The sequence below is a fragment of the Agrococcus casei LMG 22410 genome, assembly GCF_900163565.1.
In the GTDB taxonomy this organism is placed as follows: Bacteria; Actinomycetota; Actinomycetes; order Actinomycetales; family Microbacteriaceae; genus Agrococcus; species Agrococcus casei.
In genome coordinates, this window is record NZ_FUHU01000035.1 from 76,102 (window position 1) to 98,401 (window position 22,300).

The following is a 22,300-nucleotide window of genomic DNA, read 5'->3' on the forward strand; positions in this document are numbered from 1 at the left end:
GTCTATAGCAAAACGTGCTGTTGTGCATTATCGATAGCAACACTATAGTTTCGGTAGCCCAATACACCGCCGTATGGATCCCGCTCCAGGGAGCCCGTTCGAGATCGATGGAGACCACGAATGTCACAGACCGAAGTGCCGAAGAAGCACCACATCACGGAATCGGATCCGTACAAGCTCGACGCCTCCGATGTGCAGAAGGCGCCGACGCGATTCCGTGAGCGCTTCAAGTACCTTGGCCCCGGCATCATCACCTCCGCCATGATCGTCGGCTCGGGCGAGCTCATCGTCACCACCTCGCTCGGCGCCCAGGCAGGCTTCGCCCTGCTGTGGATGGTCATCATCGCCTCGACCGTCAAGGTCTGGGTGCAGCTCGAGCTCGCGCAGTGGACGATCATCACCGGCAAGCCCGCGCTTGAGGGCTACGCGTCGATCGGCCCGAAAGTCAAGGGCCTCGGCATCATCAACTACGCCTGGATCATCATGGAGCTCTGCAAGGCGCTCCAACGAGGCGGCATCATCGGAGGAACAGCCGGCGCTTTAAGCATCCTCGCGCCGGTGATCGGAGAACCTCTCAGTGGCCCCTCGCTCGCGTTCTGGGCGATCGTCACCACCCTCACCGTCATCGCCATGATGATCACCGCCAAATACTCGGTCGTCGAGCGCATCTGCGTCGTCGCCATCGTCGTGCTCACCGCGATCACCGTCGGCCTCGCCGCCGTGCTGCCGATGACCGACTACGCGTACTCGGCAGCAGACATCGCCAGCGGCCTCACCTTTGCGATCCCGGCCGGCGCTCTCGGTTTCGCCGTCGCCATGTTCGGCATCACCGGCGTCGGCGCCGAAGAGATGACCGCCTACACCTACTGGTGCATCGAGAAGGGCTACGCCCGCTGGACCGGCCCCAACGACGGCACCAAGGAGTGGCAGCAGCGCGCCAAGGGCTGGATCAACATCATGAGCCTCGACGTGCTCGTGGGCTGGATGATCTCGACCATCTGCACCATGTCGTTCTTCACTCTCGGCGCATCCATCCTCCACCCGCAGGGCCTCGTGCCGTCGGGCAACGAAATGCTGCTGACCCTCTCGAACATCTACACATCAATCCTCGGCGACTGGGCGAGCACGCTCTTCTTGGTCGGCGCGATCTTCGTACTGTTCTCGACCGTCATCGGAGTCGCCGCCTCGGTGCCGCGCCAGTGGGCCAACACCTTTGGCCTCATGGGCCTGTTCGACTGGAAGGACATGGCCAAGCGCAAGAAGTGGATCCGCGTCCTCACGGTGGTCATCCCGTCGCTGTGGTGCATCAGCTTCCTGATCGTCAACGAGCCCGTCATCATGGTGCTCATCGGCGGAACGGCAGCCGGCATCTTCTTGCTCGCAGTCGTCGTCGCGGTATGGGTGCTGCGCACGCGCGACGAGCCCAAGGTGTTCCGCAAGAACACCGTGCTCAATGTGATCCTCGCGGTCTGCAGCCTGCTGGTCGCAGCCCTCGCCATCTACTCGGTGGTGAAGACCTTCGGCATCGAGATCGGCTGATTCACACGGTCACCAGGGCCGGGCGCGTCGATGCCGTTTCGACGCGCCCGGCCCTGCTTCGTCGTTCGCTGTGTTGCGAACCGAGTCAATTTTGGGCGGATTGCCGTGGTTGGGGTGCATAGAGAGCCATCTGCAGAGAATCAACTACATTCGGCTCACCTAGGCTGGTGACACCCTGCGATTGGAGTCCCCCATGACCCGAATTCTGCTGCTCGGATTCGGCGCGATCGGCCGTCAGCTGACCGGTCTGCTGCAGCCAGAGGTGTCGAGTGGGCGCTGGGCGCTGCAGGCCGTCGTGCGCGATGTCGAGGCACACGAGGCACGTGGCTCACTCGGTGTAGAGCTGCACAGTAACGACGGGTCGCACAGCAACGACGGATGGCGTGAGCTGGTTGACCGGGCCGATCTGGTCGTCGAGTGCGCGGGGGTGTCTGCTGCGCGAGACCTCGGGCCGGGCGTGGTCGCCGCCGGCCGCGACCTCGTGCTGACCTCTGTCGGCGCGCTCGCCTACCCCGACACGCGGGCGAAGCTGCTGCAGGGACCCGGCCGCCTGCACATCACACCAGGGGCCATCGGCGGGTTCGACCTGCTGGGGGCAGCCGCAGAAGCCGATGGACTCGCTGCTGTGCGCATCCGCACTCGAAAACTCGCCGGGTCGCTCGTGCAGCCGTGGATGTCTGCCGAAGAAGCCGCCGACTTGCGCGCGCTGCGGCCGGGCGACGAGCCGAAGGTCGTCTTCAGCGGTGGGCCGGCGGATGCGATCAAGAAGTTTCCGGGCAACGTCAACGTCGCGGTGGCGCTTGCGTGGGCGACTCGCGGCACGGGCGACAGCGCGACCGCGCTCGAGCGGTCGCTGCAGCGCGTGCAGGTCGAGCTGGTCGCCGACCCGGATGCCGAACTCAGCAGTCACGACATCGAGGCCTCGGGGCCGGCCGGCAGGTTTCGGATGCGCTTCGAGTCCGCGCCGAGCCCCGAGAACCCGAGAACATCAGGGCTCACCGCCATTTCGCTCGCCCACACTCTTCGACGAGTTGCCAAAAGCGCGCCGGTTTGACGGTCAAACCGGTGCGCTTTCGCAACTTCAGGCGACTTCGAGGCCCGAGCGGCGATATGCGCCCGCAGCCTTCTCGCTGTGCAGATACGAAAGCAGCTTCGCGGCGTCTGAATCCTCGGCCACTTCGACCCCGAGCACGCCCGAGAACTCGGTGATGTGCTGCACGGCCTCGGGCAGCGAGCCAACGATGTCGACGCCGTCGACGTAGGCGAGCTCGCTAAGCTGCTGCACCGCCAGGCTTGCGCGGCCATCGACGACGGCCTCGCCCGTGAAGCCCTTCGGCAGCGGCGTGGCCTTCGCCTCGACCTCGTCGAAGATGCCGAGCTGCTTCAGCAGCTTCTGTACGTAGATGCCACTCTGGCCAGCCCGGGAGTATGCGAGTGAGCGCGTTGCCTTCAGGGTCGCGACCAGCTCGTCGACGGTGCCGATGGGCGGATGCGCATCCCCCTGCTTCACACCGAATCCGATCGCGGTCGTCACAAGGGCAACGGCTGTCTCCTCGTTCAGGGCACCCGTCGCCTCAGCGATGCCGGGCACGGATCCAGTCGCAGCGATCAGCAGATCGGGTCGCTCCCCCGCTTCCATGCGGCGCTGCAGTTCGGTCGTCGGGTCATAGTTGCGTTCGACTTGAATGCCGGTCTCGGCGGTGAACGCCTCAAGGATCTCGTCGTCGAGCGCCTTGACCGTGGCCAGTCCGCTGAACAGCACGACAGGCTGATGTTCTTGCGAGCTCACAGTGTCTCCTCTCAGCGTGCTTGCGCACGCCGGTTCATGACTATAGTCGTCAGCTCAAGACTATAGTCACGAGAGCGCTCGCGCCAGACTGGCGATCGCTACTCAGAGTCAGCGCGACGGATCGTCTTGCGATCCTGGAGCGCCCGAGTCCTCGCGCCTTCCAAGTGCTCGCGCATCCGATCCGCCGCCCCCTGCGCGTCCGATCGCTCGTACGCCTCGTAGATGGCGCGGTGCTCTTCAGCCGCCTTCAGCCCGTCGGTCGACTGCAGCCGCGCCGAGAGCCTGAACCGCTGCACCTGGCCGCCGATCGACGCGTGCGCATTCTCGAGAAACGGGTTGTCGGTCTGGCGCGCGATGCGAGCGTGAAACTCTTCGTCATTGCGCCAGAACTCTTTGAACGACTCGGGTGACGCCTGCTTCTCGACCCGCTCAAGCGCCTCGATGGTGTCAAGCAGATCCTCGAGGAACTCGGGCGTGATCCGCCGACCCGCCTCGAACGCCATGGCTGGCTCGATGATGATGCGCACATCCATCAGCTTGCCCAGCTCGCGCTCGGTGAACAGCGGCGAGACGCGGTAGCCCTTAAGCGCCTGTCGCTCGACGAGCCCTGTGTGCTCGAGTCGGGCAAGCGCCTCACGGATGGGGGTCTGGCTGGCCTCGAGATCGCGCGAGAGTGTGGCGATGTTCAGCACCTCGCCGGGCTCGCGCTCGCCGGCCATGAGCTGGTCTCGTAGACGCTCGTAGATCGCGTCGGCAAGCGGCAGTCGTCGGGACTCGTTCGGTGCGGTCATGGGGCTCCTCTGCGAAGGGCCGACACTGGGGCCGGCGGCAGGTCATTCTGTGAGTGCGGCTCGTTCACAATGGTAATGCCCTGAAGACTATTGCGCAGGCTTGTGAACTATAGAATATGGCACGGTCTCGACTAGACTGCCTAGTGCCGCCCGCCCGAGCGAAGGAGCCAGAATGACCGACCGCGTCGCCACTTCACCCCAGATCTTCCGACCCGATGAAATGCCCTTCATCGAGCGCGGCAACGGGGCTCGCACGATTCCGCTCACGACGACGGCTGTCGGTGCGACTTCGTTTCTGAACGGCATCACGACCTTCGAACCTGGCGCCGAGATCGCGCACCACACACACAACTGCATCGAGTCGGTCATGATCATCGAAGGTGAGGCGATCGTCGACATCGACGGCGCCGAGACCCCGCTGACGACGCACGACACCACGTTCGTGCCCGCGAACATCCCGCACCGATTCAAGAACGCGTCGAGTGAGAAACGGATGCGCATCCTCTGGACGTACGCATCCGCCGACGCGACGCGCACACTGGTCGCGTCTGGCGAGACCGGGCGCATCGACGCAGAACAGCAGTCGGCCGAGAGCCTCCAGCCCGTGGTCGAGCACGTCGAGATCGAAGTGCAGCCGGGCAGCGAGGATGCGTTTGTGGCCGCTGCGGCCGAGGCCGCCCAGCACTTTCAGAAGACGCCGGGCTCGCGCTCGTTCGAGGTGTTCACGTCGCATGAGCAGCCGTCGCGGATGCGCGTGCTGATCGGGTGGGACAGCATTGCGGCACACGAGCACTTCCGGACGACGCCTGAGTACGTCAAGTGGCGCGAGCTCGTCGGCCCGCACTTTGCCGAGGCGCCTCGGGTCGAGCACCTGCGCTCAGCGCACAAAGCCTTTTAGTTGCGAAAAACGCACCGGTTTGACGGTCAAACTGGTGCGTTTTTCGCAACAGAATCCGTCTTGGGACGGAAGCCGCATGTCAGTGGCCCCGCCTAGGCTTGCTGCATGACCGCCGACCACCCCGTGCCGCCCACGAGGCCGGCACCGCGCATCCGCACACCCGCGCCCCACTCCGCCTGGAAGGCCGACGGGCTCATGGCCCTCGCACTCGGGGCCGCCTCTGCACTGATGGGCACCCTCGCGCTCATGACCGGTGCATTCGGCCCCGGCCTCAACACCTGGTCAGTGATCTTCGGCGGCTTCTTGATGGCGGCGCCGCTCGTGTTCCGCCGCCGCTGGCCCTCAGCAATGGTCATCGTTCAGACTCTTGTCTACATGCCGCTGGTCTGGCTCGGGTGGGAACTCTACATCATCCAGATCATGCTGTTCATGGCGTTCTACTCGGTCGGCGCCTGGGATGCCAACCGTCGCCGCGCGAACATCGTCCGCATCGTCGTGCTCCTGATGATGGCCGGTTCGATGGCCGCGACCTACATCGTGTTCTTCGACATCTACCTGCAGCAGGGCGGCGTGATCGGCCTGCTCTCGACGATCGGCATCCAGGTCGTCGTCAACGCCGGCTACTTCGGCGGCGCCTGGGTCTTCGGCAACCGCAGCTGGGCATCCGCGATCAAGCGCGAAGAGCTCGAGCAGGCTCACGACGCCATCCGCGCCCAGCAGGCGATCATCGCCGATCATGCCGTCGACCTCGAGCGCGTGCGGATCGCCCGCGAGCTGCACGATGTCGTCGCGCACCACGTCTCGGCCATGGGCATCCAGGCCGGAGCCGCCCGACGCGTGATGAGCAAAGACCCCGAGCGCGCCGAGAAGGCGCTGCGGCTCGTCGAGTCGTCGGCCCGCGACGCCATCGGCGAGCTGCGCACCATGGTCACGACCCTGCGCAGCGACGGCGCCCCGAATGCTCCACTTCCGACGATCGACGAGCTGGATGCGCTGGTGCAGTCCGCAGTCGACAGCGGTCAGCAGGCGACGCTCGAGCGCATCGGCACGCTCCCCGAGGTGTCGCCCGCCGCCGAGCTGACGCTGTATCGCGTCGCACAAGAGGGCCTCACGAACGCCCGCAAACACGCGGGGCACGGCGCGACCGTCGCCGTTCGGCTTCGTGGAGTCGGCGACGGCATCGAACTTGAGATCAGCGACTCGGGCGGGCCGGCCAGCGGTCGCGCAGAGGGCACCGGACACGGACTGATCGGGATGCGCGAGCGCATTTCCGCAGTCGGAGGCACCGTGACCACCGGCCCGAAGTCGGCTGGGGGCTGGCTCGTGCGCGCATATGTGCCGCGTTCGCCAGTGCACACGGTCGGGCTCGGCGACGCTGCCGACCGCGCCGCAGAAGGTGACAGAATCGTCTCGTGACGCGCATCCTGCTTGTAGACGACCAGTCGCTCGTGCGCGCTGGATTCACGACGATCCTCGAGTCTGAAGACGGCTTCGAAGTGGTTGGCCATGCGGCCGACGGCGTCGAGGCGGTGCGTCTTGCCCAAGAGCTGAACCCCGACGTGATCTGCATGGATGTGCAGATGCCGAACATGGACGGCCTCGAGGCCACGCGCCGCATCGTGGCGGGGCCGTCGACCGCTGCCGTGCTGATGCTGACGACCTTTGACCGCGACGACTTTCTGTTCGAGTCGCTCTCGGCCGGAGCCAGCGGGTTTCTGCTGAAGACTGCCGACCCCGACGAATTGGTCGATGCAGTGCACGTGCTCGATCGCGGCGATGCGCTGCTGTCACCCCAGGTGACGCGGCGTGTGATCGAGAGGTTCGGCGACGTCGTCACCGACCCCTCTGATACTGGTGCCGCCGTCGTTGCCGACCCTGCATCCGCGCTGTCAGTGCTGACCGACCGCGAGCGCGCGACACTCATGCTGCTCGCTCGCGGCATGTCGAACGCTGAGATCGCCGGCGAGCTGTTCGTAGGCGAGGCGACAGTGAAGACGCATGTCTCGAACATCCTGATGAAGCTGGGCATCCGCGACCGCATTCACGCTGTGATCTGGGCGTACGAGCAGGGTGTTATCGCGCCTTCGGCTTCGTAGGCGCGGGCGCTGCGCCGCCACAAGCAACGCGCATGCCGGGCGTCGAATCGACATCCGGGTCGGCCGGCCTGAGCCCCGTGAGTTGTGGCTCATTCGACTGCCTGCGAAGCCAGCATCTCGACAGGTGAGACGCACTCGTCTAGGTTGAGGATCATGAACCGCACCCTGGCACCCCTCGCCCTCGTCACCGCAGCCGTGGCACTCGCGGGATGCGCATCCGCTGTTCCCGAGACCGTCGAACTCCGGGCCAGCTCGACGGGAGGTGTCGCCGATCTCGAACTCAGCATCGGCGGCGTCGTGACGACCGAGGAGCTCGGGGGCGATTGGACGATCACACTCACCGCCGAAGAGGTTGCGGACGCGAAGCTGACGGTCACGGCGCGCGAAGACGGACTCGACCAGATCATCTCCTGCGAGATGATCGCCGATGGCGAGCAGACCGGGTACGTGGAGAACCACAGCGGGGGCTCGGTCGAGTGCTCGATCGACTACTCCCGTCAGATTGATGTGCGCCCCTAGCCGATCGCCACTCCGAGGTTGATCGCGACCGCGGCTTCGCGGGTGGGAGATTCGTCCACTGCTCGGAGCTCTGTCACCACAACTCACGTCGCTGAGGCGTGCCGATGGATGTACATCGATGGCCGGCCTCTGTGGCGTAAGTCGAAGCTCAGAGCACGGCATGTACGACGGTTGGGTCGAAGCCTTCGAAGAGCACGCTGCGGTCTGCAGCGCAAAACAATCCAGCTGAGCGGGCTCTCGCGTGGATTATCCACGTGAGAGCCCGCTCCGCCCTGAATTTTTGCGTAGCTACTAGAGAACCGCGCTCTCAAGTCGCGAGTAGCCGTCTTCCATGCCAGCGACCATGCCGGTCTGCAACACCATCTCGCGCACTTCGGCGCTCGGGTACGTGATGATGTAGACGACGAGCGTGCCGCCAGAGACGGCTGTCAGCGTCAACTCGTTCGTGGCCTCCGGGCTGTCGGCACCCTCAGTGTCAGCCGGCGAGATCATGCGTTCGGTCGTGACAAGTCGCGTCGGAGGCTACGACTCGAGCACCGTTCCGACGAAGCCGAACTGCTCGCCCGAAGCGTCATCGCGCCACTCGGTGCGCAGCGCCGAGCCGACCTCGGCACTGTACTCGCACACGGGCATGCTCCAGCCGTCAGGGCCGAGCTGCCAGCGGCGCAGCAGGTCAGGGTCCGTGTGCGCCTGCCACACCTGCTCGACCGATCCACGTACTACGCGCGAGACGCGCACCTGCGTGTCTCCGACCAGCTGGGATGCGGTCGGCAACTCGTGCGCGAACGTCGCGAGGTCTTCGAGCACCGCGTCGATCTGGCTCATGGCGGCCTTCGTGCCCTCGACCATTCCCATGGATATGAGCTCTTCAAGCTGCTCGAGCGAGTCGAACGATGTCGTCGTCGTGAGGCGCGATCCGAGTGCGGTCTCAGTGAACTCAAACACCATGCTCATGCTGGGCATCTCGGTGTTCGGCTCGCCGTCCTCGCCCGCGAATCCGTCTCGCACCTCGAATGAGCGCTGCGGGTCGACGGCCGTCCACTGCCAGTACCCGGCAGACGACGAGCCGTCGGGCCCAGTCATGCGGTACTTCGATAGGCCGCCGACGAACGCATCGTGCCGAGTGAACGTCGCGGGCCACTCGGGCGGCCCCCAGAACCGTTCGATCTGGCGAGGATCGGTGTAGGCGTCCCAGAGTCTCGCGACCGGAACGGTGAAGTCAGCGACGATCTGCAGCGTCAGTGCTGCAGGGTCGATGTTGGTCTCGGTGATGGGCATGATGTGCACCTCTCTTGTTGCCCCTCGGGGCTTGCGGTCAGGAGTCTTCGGCGAACAGGGCGTCGAGCCTGTCGACGCGACCTCGCCAGATCTGCTCGAAGTGGCCGAGCAGCTCCATCGCTCGCCGAATCGTCTCGGGGTTGCCGCGCACGATGCGCTCCCTCCCCCGCGGCGTGCGGGCGACCAGGTCAGCGGCCTCGAGCACTCCCACGTGCTTGCGAACCGCGGCGAATGACATGTCGTAGTCGGCTGCCAGCTCAGAGATCGACGCTTCGGCATGCAGTGTGCGCCGCACGATGTCACGCCTCGTGGCATCGGCGAGCGCCCGGAAGACCCGGTCGACCCGCTGCTGCTCGCTGATTTCTGATTGTGTAACCATTTGGTTTCATGTTAGGGCCGTTTGCGATCAACGTCAACGATTTCCGGCTCATCCCAATCAGGGGTGTAGGAGTTGGGGTCTGAAGCCGCCGGTCTCGAGCAGGCTTCGGGCGATGTAGTTGGTCAGGTTGCGGAACCCGAGTGCGGAGCCGCGCAGGTGTTCGAGCCGTCCGTTGAGTGCCTCGGTCGGCCCGTTGCTGGTGCCGGGTCGTTCGAAGTAGGCGAGCACGTCGGCGGCTCGCTTCTTCAGGGTCCGGCCCAGGGTGGTGAGCTCGGTGAGCACGGTGATCAGCTTCTCCATGAGCTCGCGGCCGCGTTGCCGGTCCTCGTGGCGATAGGCGGCGATCATCCGCTGGTAGACACCCCAGGTCGCCTCGACCTCGACGTGAGCGTCATCAACGAACAGCGCGCGTAGCCTGTCGCTCTGCTTGTCGGTGAGCAGGTCCGAACCGGTGTGCAGCGTGCGCCGCGACTTGTAGAGCGGATCGTCCCTGAACCCACGGTGCCCGTGGATCGCGAGTTGGACCCGGCGCCGGCACCTGTCGAGGGCGTCACCGGCCAGGCGCACAACGTGGAAGGGATCCATCACCGTGACCGCGTCCGGGATCTCCTCCGCAGCGGCGGTCTTGAACCCGGTGAAGCCGTCCATCGCGACCACCTCGACCGCGTCACGGAAGGCGTCGTCGCGGTCGGCGAGCCAGGTCTTGAACGCCGCCTTCGACCGGCCCTCGACCATGTCCAGCAGCCTTGCTGGGCCGGCGCCATCGCGGACCGGGGTGAGGTCGATGATCACGGTGACGTACTTGTCGCCACGCCTGGTGTGGCGCCAGACGTGCTCATCGACGCCAATCACCTTCACGCCCTCGAACCGCGTGGGGTCGTTGAACAGCAGCCGCTTGCCTTCGGCCAGAACCGCGTTGTTGGCGGTGTCCCACGCGACCCCGAGTCCCTCGGCGACACGGGCGACGGTGAGGTGTGCGACCACGATCCCTTCCAGCGCCCACCGCAGCCCGGTGCGCGAGAGCTTCGCGCGTGGCTCCGCCGCGGCGCTGGTGTCTTGGTGCCACACGTGTCCGCAGTCTGCACAGCGGTAGCGACGCACTACAACTTCCAGCACGGTCGGTCGCCAGCCCAGCGGCTCGTGGGCCAACCGCCGGATCACGGTGTCACGAGCGGCGCCTTCGCTGCCGCACCTTCGGCACCACTGATCTGGTTCCACCACGCGGCACGCGAGGACCGCACGATCCGGTTCAAGTCGTTGCCCGATCACGCTCAGACCGAGGCCGTCGAGTCGAGAGAAGGCGGTCAGGTCAGGGCGGCCGAAGCCAGGCGGCGGGGTAGCGTCGGGCACGTCGAGGTCTTTCCGATGGATGGCGTAGGAACCTCCATCGTCGGGAGACCTCGACGTCTATCTGCGGACCGACTCGGCGGGGCGCGATCGTCTCGTGCGTTGCCGGACTACGGGAGCTTGGACGCGAGAACGTCGGCCGCCAGGATCTCGGGTGCTGCGCCGAGGAGGTGCTGGTTGGCCATCAGGGCTGCGACGATGGCGCCGTTGGCGTGGGCGTCGCGAGCGGCCTCGTCGGGGAATGCATCGAAGATCCAGAAGGTGTCGGCGTGGGTCCTAGCCGCGAACCAGACAATCGTTCCTACTTCTTCGTTGGCGAGGGCGACAGCGCCGGCGAGCAGATCGGCGAGCGCGTCGTGCTGTCCATCGGCCGCGACGATCTTGGCGACGAAGGCATACGGAAGTGATGCGGGTGTTGACATGAGGGACTCTCCTTGCAGTCGGGTTCTTAGTGGGACGAGTTCAGCGTATGACGAACGAGGGCCGGTGGGTAGTGGCGTATACGGCAGTATTGCTATTGTTTACGTCATGCGTATCGGACTGATCGCGATCGACGGCTGCTTCGGTTCGGCTATCGCGTCGATCATCGACATCTTGCGGGTGGCCGACGGAGCCCGCGGCGATGTCGACCCGCGGATCGACCCGATCGAACTCGCCATCCTCGGACCGAAACGGCGAGTGACCACGACGGCATCGATGACCCTGTCGGTGGACCACCCGCTGTCGGAGTCCGGAGAGTTCGACGTGGTCGTCGTCCCTGCGCTTGGAACCCTCACGGCCGCCGCGACCCACGACGTCCTCCAGAGCCGAGATGCTCGTTCGGTCATCGCCTCACTCGGGCGCCTCGACGACGCGACCACCCGGATCGCCGCGGCGTGCACCGGCGTGTTCGCCGTCGCCGAGACCGGACGGATGCATCATCGGCGGGCGACGACCAGCTGGTTCCTGGGGCCGGAGTTCCGGAAGCGCTATCCGACCGTCGCCCTCGATCTCGACACCATGGTCGTGGTCGACGGGAACCTCGTCACCGCCGGCGCCGCCTTCGCCCACATCGACCTCGCGCTCTCACTCGTGCGATCGATCAGCCCCGACCTGGCCCAACATGTCGCCAAGCTCCTCATTATCGACGAGCGCCCGTCGCAGGCGGCCTTCGTCGCCTACGAACATCTCCGGCACGAGGACCCGATCGTCGTCGAGTTCGAACGCTTCGTGCGCGCCAGCCTGGACGAACCGTTCAACGTCGCCTTCGTCGCGCAGTCGCTCGGCACAAGCCGGCGCACCCTCGAACGACGAGTCCGTGCGGCGCTCAACCTCACTCCGCTCGGCTTCGTCCAACGGCTTCGCACCGAACGAGCTCGACACCTCTCAGCAACCACGGACCTCACCTCCGCCGAGATCGCGCTACGGGTCGGCTACGCAAACGCCGAGACTCTGCGCTCCCTCCTGCGCAGGGAGCGACGCCGTTCCTGACCTATCGCCATGCCTGTAGCTTGTGTCCTAGCGCTCGGTTGGAACCACCTCTCAGCACGTCGCGTCGACGCTCCTGCGTCGCCCCTGGACTACCCACTCGACACGCCCGCAGCACAGCCGATGTGACGTGCCCCGGCTTCCCGGACGGTCGGGGTTGGGTGGCTGTGATGTCGCTGCGTTCTCGTCGAGAGGGTCAGCAGACCCGATCAGAGCCGATTGGGATGAGCCGCGAAGGCGGTTAGGTCAGGGCGGCCGAAGCCGGCCGGCGGGGTAGCGACGGGCACGTCGAGGTCTTTCGGATGGATGGCGTAGGAACCTCCATCGTCGGGAGACCTCGACGTCTATCTGCGGACCGACGCGCCCGGCCGACCTACACCTTCATCTGGGAAGAGCCCGATTTCCTCGGCGAACCACAGCTACTCTGGTGCCATGAAGCGCCGCGCATCAGCTCTCCTGCTCACAATCGCCGCAACCGGTATGCTCGCCGCCTGCGAATCGACCGACGACACCTTCGGCGACGCCCCGATCGACAATCCCGAAGCCTCGGGCGAGGATGCAAGCTCACCTCTGGCGGCCGCACTCGACGCGATCGACTGCGAGGGCCGCACCTCCGCGAGCGCCGACGAGCCGGGCATGCTGCAGGCAGGCGAGTGCGTGCCGTTCGCCGGCGTCGAGCCGGTCGAGTACTACGAGTTCGAGTCCGACGGCGACGCCGAGCTCTGGGCTGCCGATGCCCAGGTCGCCGCGGTCGACGGCATCTACCGCGACGGCCCGGTCATCATCATCGACCGCAACAACGACTACCTGCTGCAGCTCGCGGCGCAGTTCGAGCCCGCGATCTGAGCCGGCGCTATCGCAGCGTCAGGTCGATGCGCGCCTCGGTAGGCTCCCATCCAGCAGCGGCGAAGGCGCGGCGCATCGGCACATTGACATCGTCGGTGTCGGCGATGAGCGTGTGAGCCCCGCCGTCAAGCAGGGCGGCCGTCGCTTCTGCGACCATGGCCCGCGCGAGTCCGCGGCCGCGCGCATCCGGGTCGACTCCGACGAACGCGACGACGCCGAATCCGTTGGCGAGCAGGTTCCAGACGACGACGCCTGCGTCTCGGCCGTCGATCACAGCGAAGCGCACTGCCTCGATCGGATCAGCCTCGACCAGCTCATCTGCCAGCACCTGGCCGGCGCGCGAGCCGTGCTTCGCGAGCGATTCGCGGTCGCGCACATCGAGCGAGTCGGCGACGATGCGCTGCAGCAGCGCTGCGAGCCTGGGCTCGTCGTCGGGCTCGGCCCGCTGCAGTGAAGCGGCGAGCGGATGCGGTCGCACAGACATCTGCGCCGCATCGATCTCGTAGTGCTGGCGGGTGACGAGCAGCTGCCATCCGAGCTGCTCGAGCTCGCGCACGAGGTCTGCGGCAGGCGTCTGCTCGAGTGGTCCGACGGGTGCCCCGAATGAGGCCTCACGCTCGTCGCTGCCTCGTGCCCAGTCGGTCGCGCGCTGCAACAGGGCCCGCGCATCCGCTGGCCGGGAGACCGCGAAGATGTCGACCAGACGAAAGCCGCCGGGCATCGATCGGCCCGAGACCAGCCCTGCCACCCGGTCGCCGTCGATATGGGCCCAGGTCGACTCCGGGCTGCGCTGGCCGCTGGTCAGTGTTCGTTCGATCGACTCCGGGCCTAGCCTTGTGCGATTCGCCGCGGTGTCGATGGTGGATGTGCTGGCTTGCAGCCAGCCGGTTGCCTCGTCGATTGAGGCTGGGGAGCGAAGCTCCATGGTCATGCTCCAGTCTGCGGCGTCTGCCGCAACGGGTCAGCCGACCTCAGGATCGAGGGCGGCGCGGTTGATGGTCACGACTGCCTCCTCTCGATCCGGCCCCAGAAACGGGGTGCCACCAACGTAGCGCGACCTCGCTCACAGCAACACCCCTCCCCCTCACGGCGTCACCGAAATCAGCCATGAGGGGGAAGAGCCGCCCCGACCCGCACCCATACGCTCGAAGCATGATCCACGTAGAGCACGTCAGCAAGACGTTCGGCACCCATCAGGTGCTGGGCAACGTCGACTTCACCATCAAGCCGGGGCTCATGACCGGCTTTGTCGGAGGCAACGGTGCCGGCAAGACCACGACCATGCGCATTCTGCTGGGGGTTCTCGACCCCAGCGAGGGCCGCGTCACCGTCGACGGCAGCCCCATCACTCCGGCCTACCGCGCCGGCATCGGGTACATGCCCGAGGAGCGCGGTCTCTACCCGAAGATGCCGGTGCTCGAGCAGATTGTCTACCTCGCGCGCCTGCACGGCGTGAGCAAGCCGGCGGCGACGGCGAAGGCCGAAGAGCTGCTCGAGCGGCTCGGTCTCGGCGAGCGCATGAAGGATCCGCTCGAGTCGCTCTCGCTCGGCAACCAGCAGCGCGCCCAGATCGTCGCCGCGCTCACGCACAATCCGCACGCACTCGTGCTTGACGAGCCGTTCAGCGGCCTCGACCCGATGGCGGTCGAGAACACCCTCGAAGTGCTGCGCGATGTCGCCGACACCGGCGCCCCCGTGCTCTTCTCGTCGCACCAGCTCGATGTCGTCGAGCGTCTCTGCGACGAGCTCGTGATCATCGCCGACGGTGAGATCCGCGCAGCCGGAAGCCGTCAGGACATTCGCGACGCCAACACGGTTCCGGCCTGGGACTTGCACGCGGATGCCGACACCGGCTGGGTGCGCGGGCTCACCGGCATCGAGGTCACCGAGTTCGACGGCGGTTTCGTTCGTTTCCGTGCCGACAGCCCTCAGGCTGCCGACACCGTGCTGCGCCAGGCCATCGAGCGCGGCACCGTGCACTCCTTCACACCCGTCAGACCGCACCTGACCGAGATCTTTCAGGAGGTCATTCGATGAGCACCACACCTGCCCCCGCATCCGCCGATCGCCAGGTCGACTACCAGACCGGCCGTGTCGGGTTCTGGAAGGCCGCAAGCATCGTCGCCGGCCGTGAGATCTCGGTGAAACTTCGCTCGAAGGCGTTCGTGATCGCCACGGTGATCATGCTGGCGTTCGTAATCGCTGCGATCATCCTGGCGCCCCGCCTCGGCGGACTCTTCGATCAGGGCGGCACCGTCGCCACCACAGGTGACCTCAGCTCTGTCGTCTCAGAGGTGACCGACGACGAGATCATGGAGGTGGCGGATGCGCAGGCGGCTCGCGACGCGATCGCTGCAGGAGACGCCGACTCGGCAGTCGTCGCAAGCGAAGACGGCGACGGCTTCCTCGTGATTGCCGAGCGCGAGATGCCGCAGTCGCTCGTCGAAGCACTGTCGGTGGCACCCGAGGTCGAGCTGCTCGACCCGAATGCGCCGAATCCCTTCCTGGCGATGTTCATCGCACTCGGCTTCGGCGTCGTGTGGTTCTCGTCGGCGCTGACGTTCGGCAACCAGACCGCCAACAGCGTGGTCGAAGAGAAGCAGACGCGCATCGTCGAGATGCTGCTCGCGTCGGTGTCGGCCAAGGCGCTGTTGACCGGCAAGGTCATGGGCTCGTCGATCATCGCGATCGCGCAGGTGACCTTGATCGGCATCGCTGCCGTCATCGGCGGCGTCGCCTCGGGCAACCAGATCGTACTCGACGGGCTGGCAGAGCCGATCCTGTGGTTCATTCCACTCTTCGCGGTCGGCTTTGTGATGATCTCGGCACTCTACGCGGCCGGCGCATCGCTCGTCTCGCGCACCGAAGACATCCCGTCGACGACGCAGCCGATCACGTGGCTGCTCACGCTGCCGTACATGGCGATCGTGTTGTTCTTCAGCAACCAGACCGCGCTGCAGGTGATGTCGTACATTCCATTCTCGGCTCCGGTGGCGGTTCCTGTGCGACTGTTCTATGGCACGACCGAGTGGTGGGAGCCGGTGCTCTCGCTCGCGATCATGATCGTGACAACCGGGCTGCTGATCCTGTTCTCGGCGAAGGTCTATGAGCGCGCGCTGCTGCGCACCGGCAAGGCGCTCAAGTGGAAGGAAGCGCTCAGCTCCAAGAGCTGAACGTTACGAAAAACGCACCTGTTTGACTGTCAAACAGGTGCGTTTTTCGCAACAGCTAGAGGGCTGCGGCGAGAGCGTCGACGTAGGCGTCGAGGCCCCACGGCAGTGACAGTGCGGTCGGCGGCGACATCGAAGCGACGCTCTCGACACCGACGATCTGCGCAATGCCCCCAGTCTCGTGCTGCGGCAGCAACTTGCCCTGCTCCGACTCGAGGAAGGCGTCCATCGCTTCCTGCGTATCGGCATAGAGCACGATCACATCGGCCTCGAGCTGGTCAACGTTCTCGGGGCTGACGGTCGTGTAGAAGGTGGCCTCGTCAGTGTCGAGGGCATCGAGTGCCGGTGACAGCTCGAACCCGATGCCAGTCGTGAACTCCGACCGCGCATCCGCCTCCTTGGATGCGAACAGCGTCCCCTGCGAGTCGAGCGCGTGAATCACAGTCTTGCCCTCGAACTCAGGGTGCTCAGCTGCTTTCGCCTGAATCTGCTCGTTGATGCCCGCAAGCAGCTCATCACCGGCATCCGACATGCCCAGCACGTCGGCGACCGTCGCGATCACATCGCGCCACGGCGTCGTCCATGCTTCACCCTGGTAGGCGATGACCTGCAGCCCCATGCCCGTGAGCTGGTCATACTCGTCCTGCGTCAGACCCGAGTACGGCGCGAGGAACACGTCGGCGTCGACCGCAGCGACCTGCTCGATCGGCACCTCGCCGGTCGTCGTCTCGAGCACGGTCGGCGTCTCAGCACCCAGCTCGCTGATCTTCTCGGCCGCCCATGGCAGCACGCCTTCTTCGTTGCCGCCATAGGCCTGCTGCTGCATCGCGGCGGGCACGACGTCGAGCGCGAGCATCGCGTCGGCTGATCCCCAGCCCCATGCGATGACGCCTTCGGGCGCCTGCTCGAGGGTGGTCTCGCCATACGCGTGCTCGATCGTGATGGGGAACGCGCCCTCTTCTGCCGGGCCCGTCTGCTGCTCGTCGCCGTCGCCGCCGCTGCTCGCGCATCCGCTCAACACGAGCGCGCTCGCTGCGAATGCGGCAACGAGTGCGCCGATCCTCTTGGATTTCAGCATCTGGTTCTACCTTTCGTGGTGGGCCGCGGGGCCCATGGTCTGCTGCGACTGTCGGAGCGCGTCAGCGGTGTCGGGGTCTGTGGTGCCAGCGTCCTGCGAAGCACCGGCGTCGGCGTCGGTGCTGGCCGGTTCAGGTTCTGGAGAGACGGATGCGCGCACAGCGCCCGGCCGCGGCACCACAAGCGGGGTGCCCGTCAGTGGGTCGTCGATGACGATCGCATCCAGCCCGAAGGCCTCGTGCAGAATCTCGGGCGTCAGCACTTCGACCGGCGTGCCCTCTGCGACCAGCTCGCCCTCGTTCATGACGACGACGGTGTCGGCGAAGCGCGCCGCGAGCGTGAGGTCGTGCAGCACCGTGACGACCGTGGTGCCGCTCTCGAGCTGGCTCGCGCGAAGCAGCTCGAGCACTTCGAGCTGGTGCGTGAGGTCGAGAAAGCTCGTGGGCTCGTCGAGCATCAGGATGCGCGGCTGCTGCGCGAGCGCCATGGCGATCCAAACGCGCTGCCGCTGCCCGCCCGACAGCTCGCCGATCGGCTCGTCGGCCATCTCGGTCATGCCGGTGACTGCCAGAGCCTCGTCGACGGCCGCGGCATCGTCGGCCCCGAATCCGCCGAACAGCCCTCGGTGCGGGTAGCGGCCGCGGGCTGCGAGCTCGGCGACGGTGATGCCTTCAGGCGCCGACGGATGCTGCGGCAGCATGCCGACAGTGCGCGCGAATGCCTTGCGGTTCATGCGGTGCACGTCGACGTCGTCGAGCAGCACGCGCCCGCCGTGCGCCGGCAGAATCCGCGCGAGCGTCGACAGCAGCGTTGACTTGCCGCTGCCGTTGGCGCCGACGAGCGCCGTGAACGAGCCGGGCCGAATCTCAAGATTGAGGCCATCTGAGATGCGCACGCCCGGGTAACCGGTCGAAAGCCTTTCGGCCCGCAGCACTGGTGCGTCGGTCATGTTCGGCGTCCTTTCGCTCGTGCGAGCAGCCACAGAAGGTAGAGGGCGCCGACCATTCCGGTGACGACGCCGACCGGGACCGCACGGGCCAGCGCATGCTGCGCGACGATGTCTGACACGGCAAGCAGTGCGCCGCCGAGCAGAGCGGATGCGGTGATGGCTGTCGAGGCGCGACCGACAAGTCCGCGGGCGATCGCCGGTGCCGACAGCGCGACGAAGGCGATCGGGCCGACGAATGCGGTAACGGTTGCGGCCATGAGCACCGCGATGACGAGAAGCCCAGTGCGAGATCGCTGCACCGAGACCCCGAGAGCCCCTGCCTGGGCGTCGCCGAGCTCGAGCGGCTGCAGGCTCGCGCCCGCGATCGCTGCGAGCGGCAGCGCGAGGAGCAGCACTGCGCCCAGCACGAGCACGTCACGCCATGCGGTGGCGTCGATGCTGCCGGTGATCCAGCGAAGCGCCATCTGCGCCTCGTTCAGCTGCGCGCGCTTCATGAGGTATCCGACGACCGAGACGCACACGAACGCGATCCCGACTCCGGCGAGCACGATGCAGTACGAGCTCGAACCCTCGCGAGCGGCTGCGACGAGCAGCACCGCGGCGATGACGAGACCGCCTGCGAACGCCAGGCCGACGAGCGCGAGGCCTCCGAGGCCGAACATCAGGGTGCCTGCGACAGCGGCGACGGATGCGCCCCCGGTGATGCCGAGTAGCTCGGGGCTTGCGAGGGGGTTGCGCAGCAGCGCTTGCATGATCGCACCTGAGGCGCCGAGGCCGACGCCGCAGAGCACAGCCATGAGCAGGCGTGGCAGCCGAACTTCGAAGATGATGTACTGATCACGCTGCGAGCCGCCGCCGAATAGCGTTTGGATCGTCTCTGCGAGCGACAGCGGGTAATCGCCGACCGTCATTGTGACGAGGCTGACCGCCACCAGAAGCGCAGCCGAGGCCGTGCCGACGATGACGGCTCTGCGGTGCGTGCGGCCCATCGCGGCGCGCGTCGGCGAAGGTGTCATGAGCGCGCTCACAGCTTGACCATTCTGCGCTTGAGCACGAGGCCGACGAGCACCGGCGCCCCAATGAACGCGACAACGAGACCCGCTTCGACTTCGCTCGGGGCGAGCATCCGACCGACGACGTCGGCTGCCACGAGCAAGGCTGCTCCTGCCGGAATCGAGATCGCGACGATCGTTCGGTAGTCGACGCCGACGAGTGCTCGCAGCAGGTGCGGCACGACGAGGCCGGCGAAGACGATGGGACCGGCGATCGCGGTCGCTGAACCGCACAGCACCACAATGAGCACGGCCGTGGTGATCTGCGTGGTGCGCACGGAGTGCCCGAGGCTGCGTGCCGAGGCCTCGCCCATCGCGAGCAGGTTGAGTCCGCCGCCGATGAACAGCGAGCCCACGAGCGCGATGCCGATGAGCGGTGCGACCCACACGACCGACTCGATGTCGCGACCGGTGAGCGATCCGACCGACCAGAACCTGAACGCGTCGAGCGCAGTCTGCTCGGTGTTCAGCAAATACATCGTGAGCGACGTGAGCCCAGCGGTCACTGCCGCGCCGGTCAGCGCAAGCTTGACGGGCCCTGCTTCACCGCCGCCTCCGCGCGACCCGATCGCCATCACGACAGCGGCCGCGAGCGCCGCGCCAACGAGCGCAAAAACCGTGAAGCCGCCCGGGTGTGTGATGCCGAACGCCAGCACCCCGACAAGCACGGCTACGGATGCGCCCGCATTCACACCGAGCAGGCCCGGGTCGGCGAGGGGGTTTCGTGTGAGCCCCTGCATGAGGGTTCCCGCAACACCGAGGGCCGCACCCGCGAGCATGCCGATGACCATTCGCGGCACCCTCTGGAACAGTACGACTTTCGCGTCGTTGCTCTGCGCATCCGCGCCCGTCAGTGCCTGCCATACGACTTCAGGCTCTATCGAACGGCTGCCGATCGCGAGGCTCGCGACTGCGACGAGTGCCAGGAGGGCGACCGCGGCGATCCCCGTGAGGACCGCCCGCGATGTCCGATTCACCCCTGTCGCTCCGACTTTCCGAGCCGCCAGTAGCCCATGAATGCAACACGTTTGCGGTCGACGCCGTGCTCGGTGACGAGTGTGCGACGGATGGTCTTGACTGCGGCTGATTCGCCGGCGACCCAGGCGTAGAAGTCTCCGTCACTGTCGGCCGGGCTCTCCCAGAGCAGGTCGGTGTCGACGTCGATGACCGCGAGCTCTTGCGTGCGCGGGGCTGCTGCCTGCTCGAGCAGCGGGCGGTTGTCGTCGGCCCATGCGCGCACGGCTCCGACAAGCTTCTCGCCGTGCGCGAGGTCTCCGCGCACGAGGTAGTTCAGGGTGACGTCGGCGTCGGTCGTGATGTCGAGGCGGTCGTCGGCGTGCGCGACTTCGATGAAGGCGGTGACGCTGTAGCGCGAGTCGAGCTTCTCAAGGATTCCTGCGATGCCGGGGGCCGCGGTCTCGTCGCCGGCGAGCAGGATGTGCTGGGCGGTTCCCGGGTGCCAGTCACTGCCGATCGACGGGTCAGCAGTTCGGGCGTCGGGTGCGATCACGACGATCTCCTGGCCGGTCTGGGCCTGCAGCGCCCAAGCGCCTGCGGGGCCGGGCTCGTGGTGCACGACGAAGTCGACGTCGATCGTGCGGGCGGCAGGATCGGGGTTGCGGATCGTGTAGGTGCGCATGAAGCCGCGCTCGTCTTCGGGCAGCTCACGCCACTGGGCATACCAGTCGGCGTGCGTTTCGGTGTCGTGCTGACCGAAGTCGCCGACGGTGCCCGAGGCGCCGGGGATGACCAGCTTGACGCGCTGATCGCGTGCGTGCAGACCGATGTTCTCGAAGTCGATGCTGCCAAGTGTGACGCGGACGAAGCTCGAGCTGAGGCGCTGTGTGCCGAGCACGGTCGTGGCGAACGGACGGTACGCGGGCACGGTCTGGGTCTGCTGAATGGTCACGACACAAGGTTAGGCTAACCTAACCCTCCTTGTCGACCCCGTCTTGTTTGTGTCGAATAACTCTGGTGTTTGACCGTCAAACACCAGAGTTATTCGACACTGAATCGGGGCTGAGGCTGGTTGAATGGGCAGGTGCAGATACACAACGTGAACACACGCGGATTCGCCAGCGACAACTACTCCGGCGTGCATCCCGAGATTCTCCAGGCCATCGTCGACGCCAACGAAGGCCACCAGTCGGCCTACGGCAGCGACGCCTACACCGAACGCCTGCAGGAGGTCGTGCGCGAGCACTTCGGCCCGCGCGCCGAGGCCTTCCCCGTCTTCAACGGCACGGGCGCCAATGTCATTGCCCTGCAGTCCACCCTCCCCCGCTGGGGCGCGGTGATCGCGGCCTCGACTGCGCACATCCACGTCGACGAAGCCGGGGCACCCGAGCGCGTCGGCGGCATGAAGCTGCTCGTCGTCGACACTCCCGACGGCAAGCTCACCCCCGAACTCGTCGACCGCGAAGCCTGGGGCTGGGGCGACGAGCACCGCGCTCAGCCGCTCACCGTCTCGATCACGCAGTCGACCGAGCTCGGCACGCTCTACACACCCGACGAGATCCGTGCGCTCGCCGATCACGCCCACGAGCGCGGCATGCTGCTGCACCTCGATGGAGCTCGCCTGCCGAACGCGGCGGTTGCCCTCGGCGTTCCGTTTGCGGAGTTCACGACGGATGCGGGGGTCGACATCCTCTCGCTCGGCGGCACCAAGAACGGTGCGATGGGCGCTGAGGCTGTGGTCGTGCTATCAGACCGCGTGCCTGACGGCATGAAGTACCTGCGCAAGCTCAACATGCAGCTCGCCTCGAAGATGCGATTCATCTCGGCACAGCTGATCGCGCTGTACGGAACCGACCTGTGGCAGCGCAACGCCACCCACTCGAACGCGATGGCTGCTCGACTTCGTGCTGCCCTGGCCGATGTTCCCGGCGTCGAGTTCACGCAGGAGCCCCGAGCAAACGGCGTCTTCGCGGTGCTGCCTGAGGGCGTTGCCGACCGCGTGCGCGAGCACTTCTTCTTCTACGACTGGGACGAGGCGATTCGCGAGGTTCGCTGGATGTGCTCGTTCGACACGACCGAAGAAGACATCGACTCGTTTGCGAAGCTCGTGCGCGACGCCGCCACCGCCTAATCTGTTGCGAAAAAC

Annotated in this window: 24 protein-coding genes; 11 read left to right on the forward strand and 13 right to left on the reverse strand. The window is 66.3% G+C overall.

Going from position 1 to position 22,300, the window contains the following annotated elements; all coding sequences use genetic code 11:
* Window positions 1–120: 120 nt before the first annotated feature.
* Complete coding sequence (locus CZ674_RS08055; protein WP_086992003.1) at window positions 121–1,539, forward strand: Nramp family divalent metal transporter; 1,419 nt, start codon at window positions 121–123, stop codon at window positions 1,537–1,539.
* 193 nt (window positions 1,540–1,732) lie between these two features.
* Window positions 1,733–2,593: an aspartate dehydrogenase domain-containing protein gene (locus CZ674_RS08060; protein ID WP_086992004.1), complete on the forward strand. Its 861-nt coding sequence runs from the start codon at window positions 1,733–1,735 to the stop codon at window positions 2,591–2,593.
* A 27-nt stretch (window positions 2,594–2,620) separates the two neighbouring features.
* Here the strand turns inward: CZ674_RS08060 and CZ674_RS08065 are convergent, their stop codons facing one another.
* Entirely contained in the window at window positions 2,621–3,328 is a 708-nt protein-coding gene (locus CZ674_RS08065; protein WP_159456936.1) for a substrate-binding domain-containing protein, read from the reverse strand.
* 98 nt (window positions 3,329–3,426) lie between these two features.
* Window positions 3,427–4,119 (reverse strand): GntR family transcriptional regulator, encoded by a 693-nt coding sequence (locus tag CZ674_RS08070; protein WP_086992006.1) that lies wholly within the window; start codon window positions 4,117–4,119, stop codon window positions 3,427–3,429.
* Between the two features lie 172 nt (window positions 4,120–4,291).
* On the opposite strand from CZ674_RS08070, the gene CZ674_RS14255 reads away from it, so the two are divergent.
* From CZ674_RS14255 to CZ674_RS08090, 4 genes are all read left to right on the forward strand, one after another.
* Window positions 4,292–5,017, forward strand: a complete 726-nt coding sequence (locus CZ674_RS14255; RefSeq protein WP_200810067.1) for a cupin domain-containing protein — start codon at window positions 4,292–4,294, stop codon at window positions 5,015–5,017.
* Between the two features lie 105 nt (window positions 5,018–5,122).
* Window positions 5,123–6,433: a sensor histidine kinase gene (locus tag CZ674_RS08080; RefSeq protein WP_086992007.1), complete on the forward strand. Its 1,311-nt coding sequence runs from the start codon at window positions 5,123–5,125 to the stop codon at window positions 6,431–6,433.
* Window positions 6,430–7,113 carry a response regulator gene (locus tag CZ674_RS08085; RefSeq protein WP_086992008.1) on the forward strand — a complete coding sequence of 228 codons (684 nt, stop codon included), beginning with the start codon at window positions 6,430–6,432 and terminating at the stop codon, window positions 7,111–7,113. Before CZ674_RS08080 ends, CZ674_RS08085 begins: the two co-directional genes overlap by 4 nt.
* A 153-nt stretch (window positions 7,114–7,266) precedes the next feature.
* Window positions 7,267–7,632, forward strand: a complete 366-nt coding sequence (locus tag CZ674_RS08090) for an Ig-like domain-containing protein (protein ID WP_086992009.1) — start codon at window positions 7,267–7,269, stop codon at window positions 7,630–7,632.
* Between the two features lie 291 nt (window positions 7,633–7,923).
* Here the strand turns inward: CZ674_RS08090 and CZ674_RS14390 are convergent, their stop codons facing one another.
* From CZ674_RS14390 to CZ674_RS08110, 5 genes are all read right to left on the reverse strand, one after another.
* Window positions 7,924–8,124 (reverse strand): SRPBCC family protein, encoded by a 201-nt coding sequence (locus CZ674_RS14390; protein WP_234988507.1) that lies wholly within the window; start codon window positions 8,122–8,124, stop codon window positions 7,924–7,926.
* A gap of 30 nt (window positions 8,125–8,154) precedes the next feature.
* Window positions 8,155–8,910: an SRPBCC family protein gene (locus CZ674_RS08095; protein WP_234988509.1), complete on the reverse strand. Its 756-nt coding sequence runs from the start codon at window positions 8,908–8,910 to the stop codon at window positions 8,155–8,157.
* Window positions 8,911–8,947: 37 nt separating this feature from the next.
* Window positions 8,948–9,289, reverse strand: a complete 342-nt coding sequence (locus tag CZ674_RS08100) for an ArsR/SmtB family transcription factor (protein WP_086992010.1) — start codon at window positions 9,287–9,289, stop codon at window positions 8,948–8,950.
* 57 nt (window positions 9,290–9,346) lie between these two features.
* A complete protein-coding gene (locus CZ674_RS08105) occupies window positions 9,347–10,639 on the reverse strand; it encodes an ISL3 family transposase (RefSeq protein ID WP_086992011.1) in 1,293 nt (430 codons plus the stop codon).
* A 107-nt stretch (window positions 10,640–10,746) separates the two neighbouring features.
* Complete coding sequence (locus CZ674_RS08110; protein ID WP_006247389.1) at window positions 10,747–11,058, reverse strand: putative quinol monooxygenase; 312 nt, start codon at window positions 11,056–11,058, stop codon at window positions 10,747–10,749.
* A gap of 106 nt (window positions 11,059–11,164) precedes the next feature.
* Here CZ674_RS08110 and CZ674_RS08115 point away from each other — a divergent pair, with 106 nt between their 5' ends.
* Both CZ674_RS08115 and CZ674_RS08120 read left to right on the forward strand, forming a co-directional pair.
* Window positions 11,165–12,106 carry a GlxA family transcriptional regulator gene (locus tag CZ674_RS08115; RefSeq protein ID WP_086992012.1) on the forward strand — a complete coding sequence of 314 codons (942 nt, stop codon included), beginning with the start codon at window positions 11,165–11,167 and terminating at the stop codon, window positions 12,104–12,106.
* Between the two features lie 429 nt (window positions 12,107–12,535).
* Window positions 12,536–12,949, forward strand: a complete 414-nt coding sequence (locus CZ674_RS08120) for a hypothetical protein (protein WP_086992013.1) — start codon at window positions 12,536–12,538, stop codon at window positions 12,947–12,949.
* 7 nt (window positions 12,950–12,956) lie between these two features.
* Here CZ674_RS08120 and CZ674_RS08125 read toward each other — a convergent pair whose 3' ends face one another.
* Window positions 12,957–13,874, reverse strand: coding sequence for a GNAT family N-acetyltransferase (locus CZ674_RS08125; protein WP_159456937.1), 918 nt, complete (start codon window positions 13,872–13,874; stop codon window positions 12,957–12,959).
* Window positions 13,875–14,101: 227 nt separating this feature from the next.
* Between CZ674_RS08125 and CZ674_RS08130 the strand changes: the two genes are divergently transcribed.
* Together CZ674_RS08130 and CZ674_RS08135 are read left to right on the forward strand one after the other, a co-directional pair.
* Window positions 14,102–14,986 carry an ABC transporter ATP-binding protein gene (locus tag CZ674_RS08130; RefSeq protein ID WP_086992015.1) on the forward strand — a complete coding sequence of 295 codons (885 nt, stop codon included), beginning with the start codon at window positions 14,102–14,104 and terminating at the stop codon, window positions 14,984–14,986.
* Window positions 14,983–16,122, forward strand: a complete 1,140-nt coding sequence (locus tag CZ674_RS08135; RefSeq protein ID WP_086992016.1) for an ABC transporter permease — start codon at window positions 14,983–14,985, stop codon at window positions 16,120–16,122. Before CZ674_RS08130 ends, CZ674_RS08135 begins: the two co-directional genes overlap by 4 nt.
* Window positions 16,123–16,177: 55 nt before the next feature.
* On the opposite strand, the gene CZ674_RS08140 is transcribed toward CZ674_RS08135, so the two are convergent.
* The 5 genes from CZ674_RS08140 to CZ674_RS08160 are packed head-to-tail and all read right to left on the reverse strand — an operon-like array spanning window position 16,178 to window position 21,106.
* Window positions 16,178–17,197: an ABC transporter substrate-binding protein gene (locus CZ674_RS08140; protein ID WP_086992017.1), complete on the reverse strand. Its 1,020-nt coding sequence runs from the start codon at window positions 17,195–17,197 to the stop codon at window positions 16,178–16,180.
* 6 nt (window positions 17,198–17,203) lie between these two features.
* Window positions 17,204–18,145 carry an ABC transporter ATP-binding protein gene (locus tag CZ674_RS08145; RefSeq protein WP_086992018.1) on the reverse strand — a complete coding sequence of 314 codons (942 nt, stop codon included), beginning with the start codon at window positions 18,143–18,145 and terminating at the stop codon, window positions 17,204–17,206.
* Window positions 18,142–19,161: a FecCD family ABC transporter permease gene (locus tag CZ674_RS08150; RefSeq protein ID WP_143244694.1), complete on the reverse strand. Its 1,020-nt coding sequence runs from the start codon at window positions 19,159–19,161 to the stop codon at window positions 18,142–18,144. Before CZ674_RS08150 ends, CZ674_RS08145 begins: the two co-directional genes overlap by 4 nt.
* An 8-nt stretch (window positions 19,162–19,169) precedes the next feature.
* Window positions 19,170–20,174: a FecCD family ABC transporter permease gene (locus tag CZ674_RS08155; RefSeq protein ID WP_086992020.1), complete on the reverse strand. Its 1,005-nt coding sequence runs from the start codon at window positions 20,172–20,174 to the stop codon at window positions 19,170–19,172.
* On the reverse strand, window positions 20,171–21,106 hold the full coding sequence (locus tag CZ674_RS08160; RefSeq protein WP_234988510.1) for a siderophore-interacting protein: 936 nt from the start codon (window positions 21,104–21,106) through the stop codon (window positions 20,171–20,173). The genes CZ674_RS08155 and CZ674_RS08160 overlap by 4 nt, the downstream gene beginning before the upstream one ends.
* 132 nt (window positions 21,107–21,238) lie before the next feature.
* On the opposite strand from CZ674_RS08160, the gene CZ674_RS08165 reads away from it, so the two are divergent.
* Complete coding sequence (locus tag CZ674_RS08165; RefSeq protein ID WP_234988511.1) at window positions 21,239–22,285, forward strand: threonine aldolase family protein; 1,047 nt, start codon at window positions 21,239–21,241, stop codon at window positions 22,283–22,285.
* The last annotated feature ends 15 nt before the right edge of the window (window positions 22,286–22,300 follow it).

Excerpts from the sequence above, each read along its gene's own strand:
- CZ674_RS08090 (WP_086992009.1), top strand. The coding sequence starts at position 7,267 with ATGAACCGCACCCTGGCACCCCTCGCCCTCGTCACCGCAGCCGTGGCA.
- CZ674_RS08140 (WP_086992017.1), bottom strand. The coding sequence starts at position 17,197 with ATGCTGAAATCCAAGAGGATCGGCGCACTCGTTGCCGCATTCGCAGCG.
- CZ674_RS08070 (WP_086992006.1), bottom strand. The coding sequence starts at position 4,119 with ATGACCGCACCGAACGAGTCCCGACGACTGCCGCTTGCCGACGCGATC.
- CZ674_RS08100 (WP_086992010.1), bottom strand. The coding sequence starts at position 9,289 with ATGGTTACACAATCAGAAATCAGCGAGCAGCAGCGGGTCGACCGGGTC.
- CZ674_RS14255 (WP_200810067.1), top strand. The coding sequence starts at position 4,292 with ATGACCGACCGCGTCGCCACTTCACCCCAGATCTTCCGACCCGATGAA.
- CZ674_RS08120 (WP_086992013.1), top strand. The coding sequence starts at position 12,536 with ATGAAGCGCCGCGCATCAGCTCTCCTGCTCACAATCGCCGCAACCGGT.
- CZ674_RS08145 (WP_086992018.1), bottom strand. The coding sequence starts at position 18,145 with ATGACCGACGCACCAGTGCTGCGGGCCGAAAGGCTTTCGACCGGTTAC.
- CZ674_RS08095 (WP_234988509.1), bottom strand. The coding sequence starts at position 8,910 with ATGCCCATCACCGAGACCAACATCGACCCTGCAGCACTGACGCTGCAG.
- CZ674_RS08115 (WP_086992012.1), top strand. The coding sequence starts at position 11,165 with ATGCGTATCGGACTGATCGCGATCGACGGCTGCTTCGGTTCGGCTATC.
- CZ674_RS14390 (WP_234988507.1), bottom strand. The coding sequence starts at position 8,124 with ATGATCTCGCCGGCTGACACTGAGGGTGCCGACAGCCCGGAGGCCACG.
- CZ674_RS08150 (WP_143244694.1), bottom strand. The coding sequence starts at position 19,161 with ATGACACCTTCGCCGACGCGCGCCGCGATGGGCCGCACGCACCGCAGA.
- CZ674_RS08055 (WP_086992003.1), top strand. The coding sequence starts at position 121 with ATGTCACAGACCGAAGTGCCGAAGAAGCACCACATCACGGAATCGGAT.
- CZ674_RS08125 (WP_159456937.1), bottom strand. The coding sequence starts at position 13,874 with ATGGAGCTTCGCTCCCCAGCCTCAATCGACGAGGCAACCGGCTGGCTG.
- CZ674_RS08060 (WP_086992004.1), top strand. The coding sequence starts at position 1,733 with ATGACCCGAATTCTGCTGCTCGGATTCGGCGCGATCGGCCGTCAGCTG.
- CZ674_RS08110 (WP_006247389.1), bottom strand. The coding sequence starts at position 11,058 with ATGTCAACACCCGCATCACTTCCGTATGCCTTCGTCGCCAAGATCGTC.
- CZ674_RS08135 (WP_086992016.1), top strand. The coding sequence starts at position 14,983 with ATGAGCACCACACCTGCCCCCGCATCCGCCGATCGCCAGGTCGACTAC.
- CZ674_RS08080 (WP_086992007.1), top strand. The coding sequence starts at position 5,123 with ATGACCGCCGACCACCCCGTGCCGCCCACGAGGCCGGCACCGCGCATC.
- CZ674_RS08130 (WP_086992015.1), top strand. The coding sequence starts at position 14,102 with ATGATCCACGTAGAGCACGTCAGCAAGACGTTCGGCACCCATCAGGTG.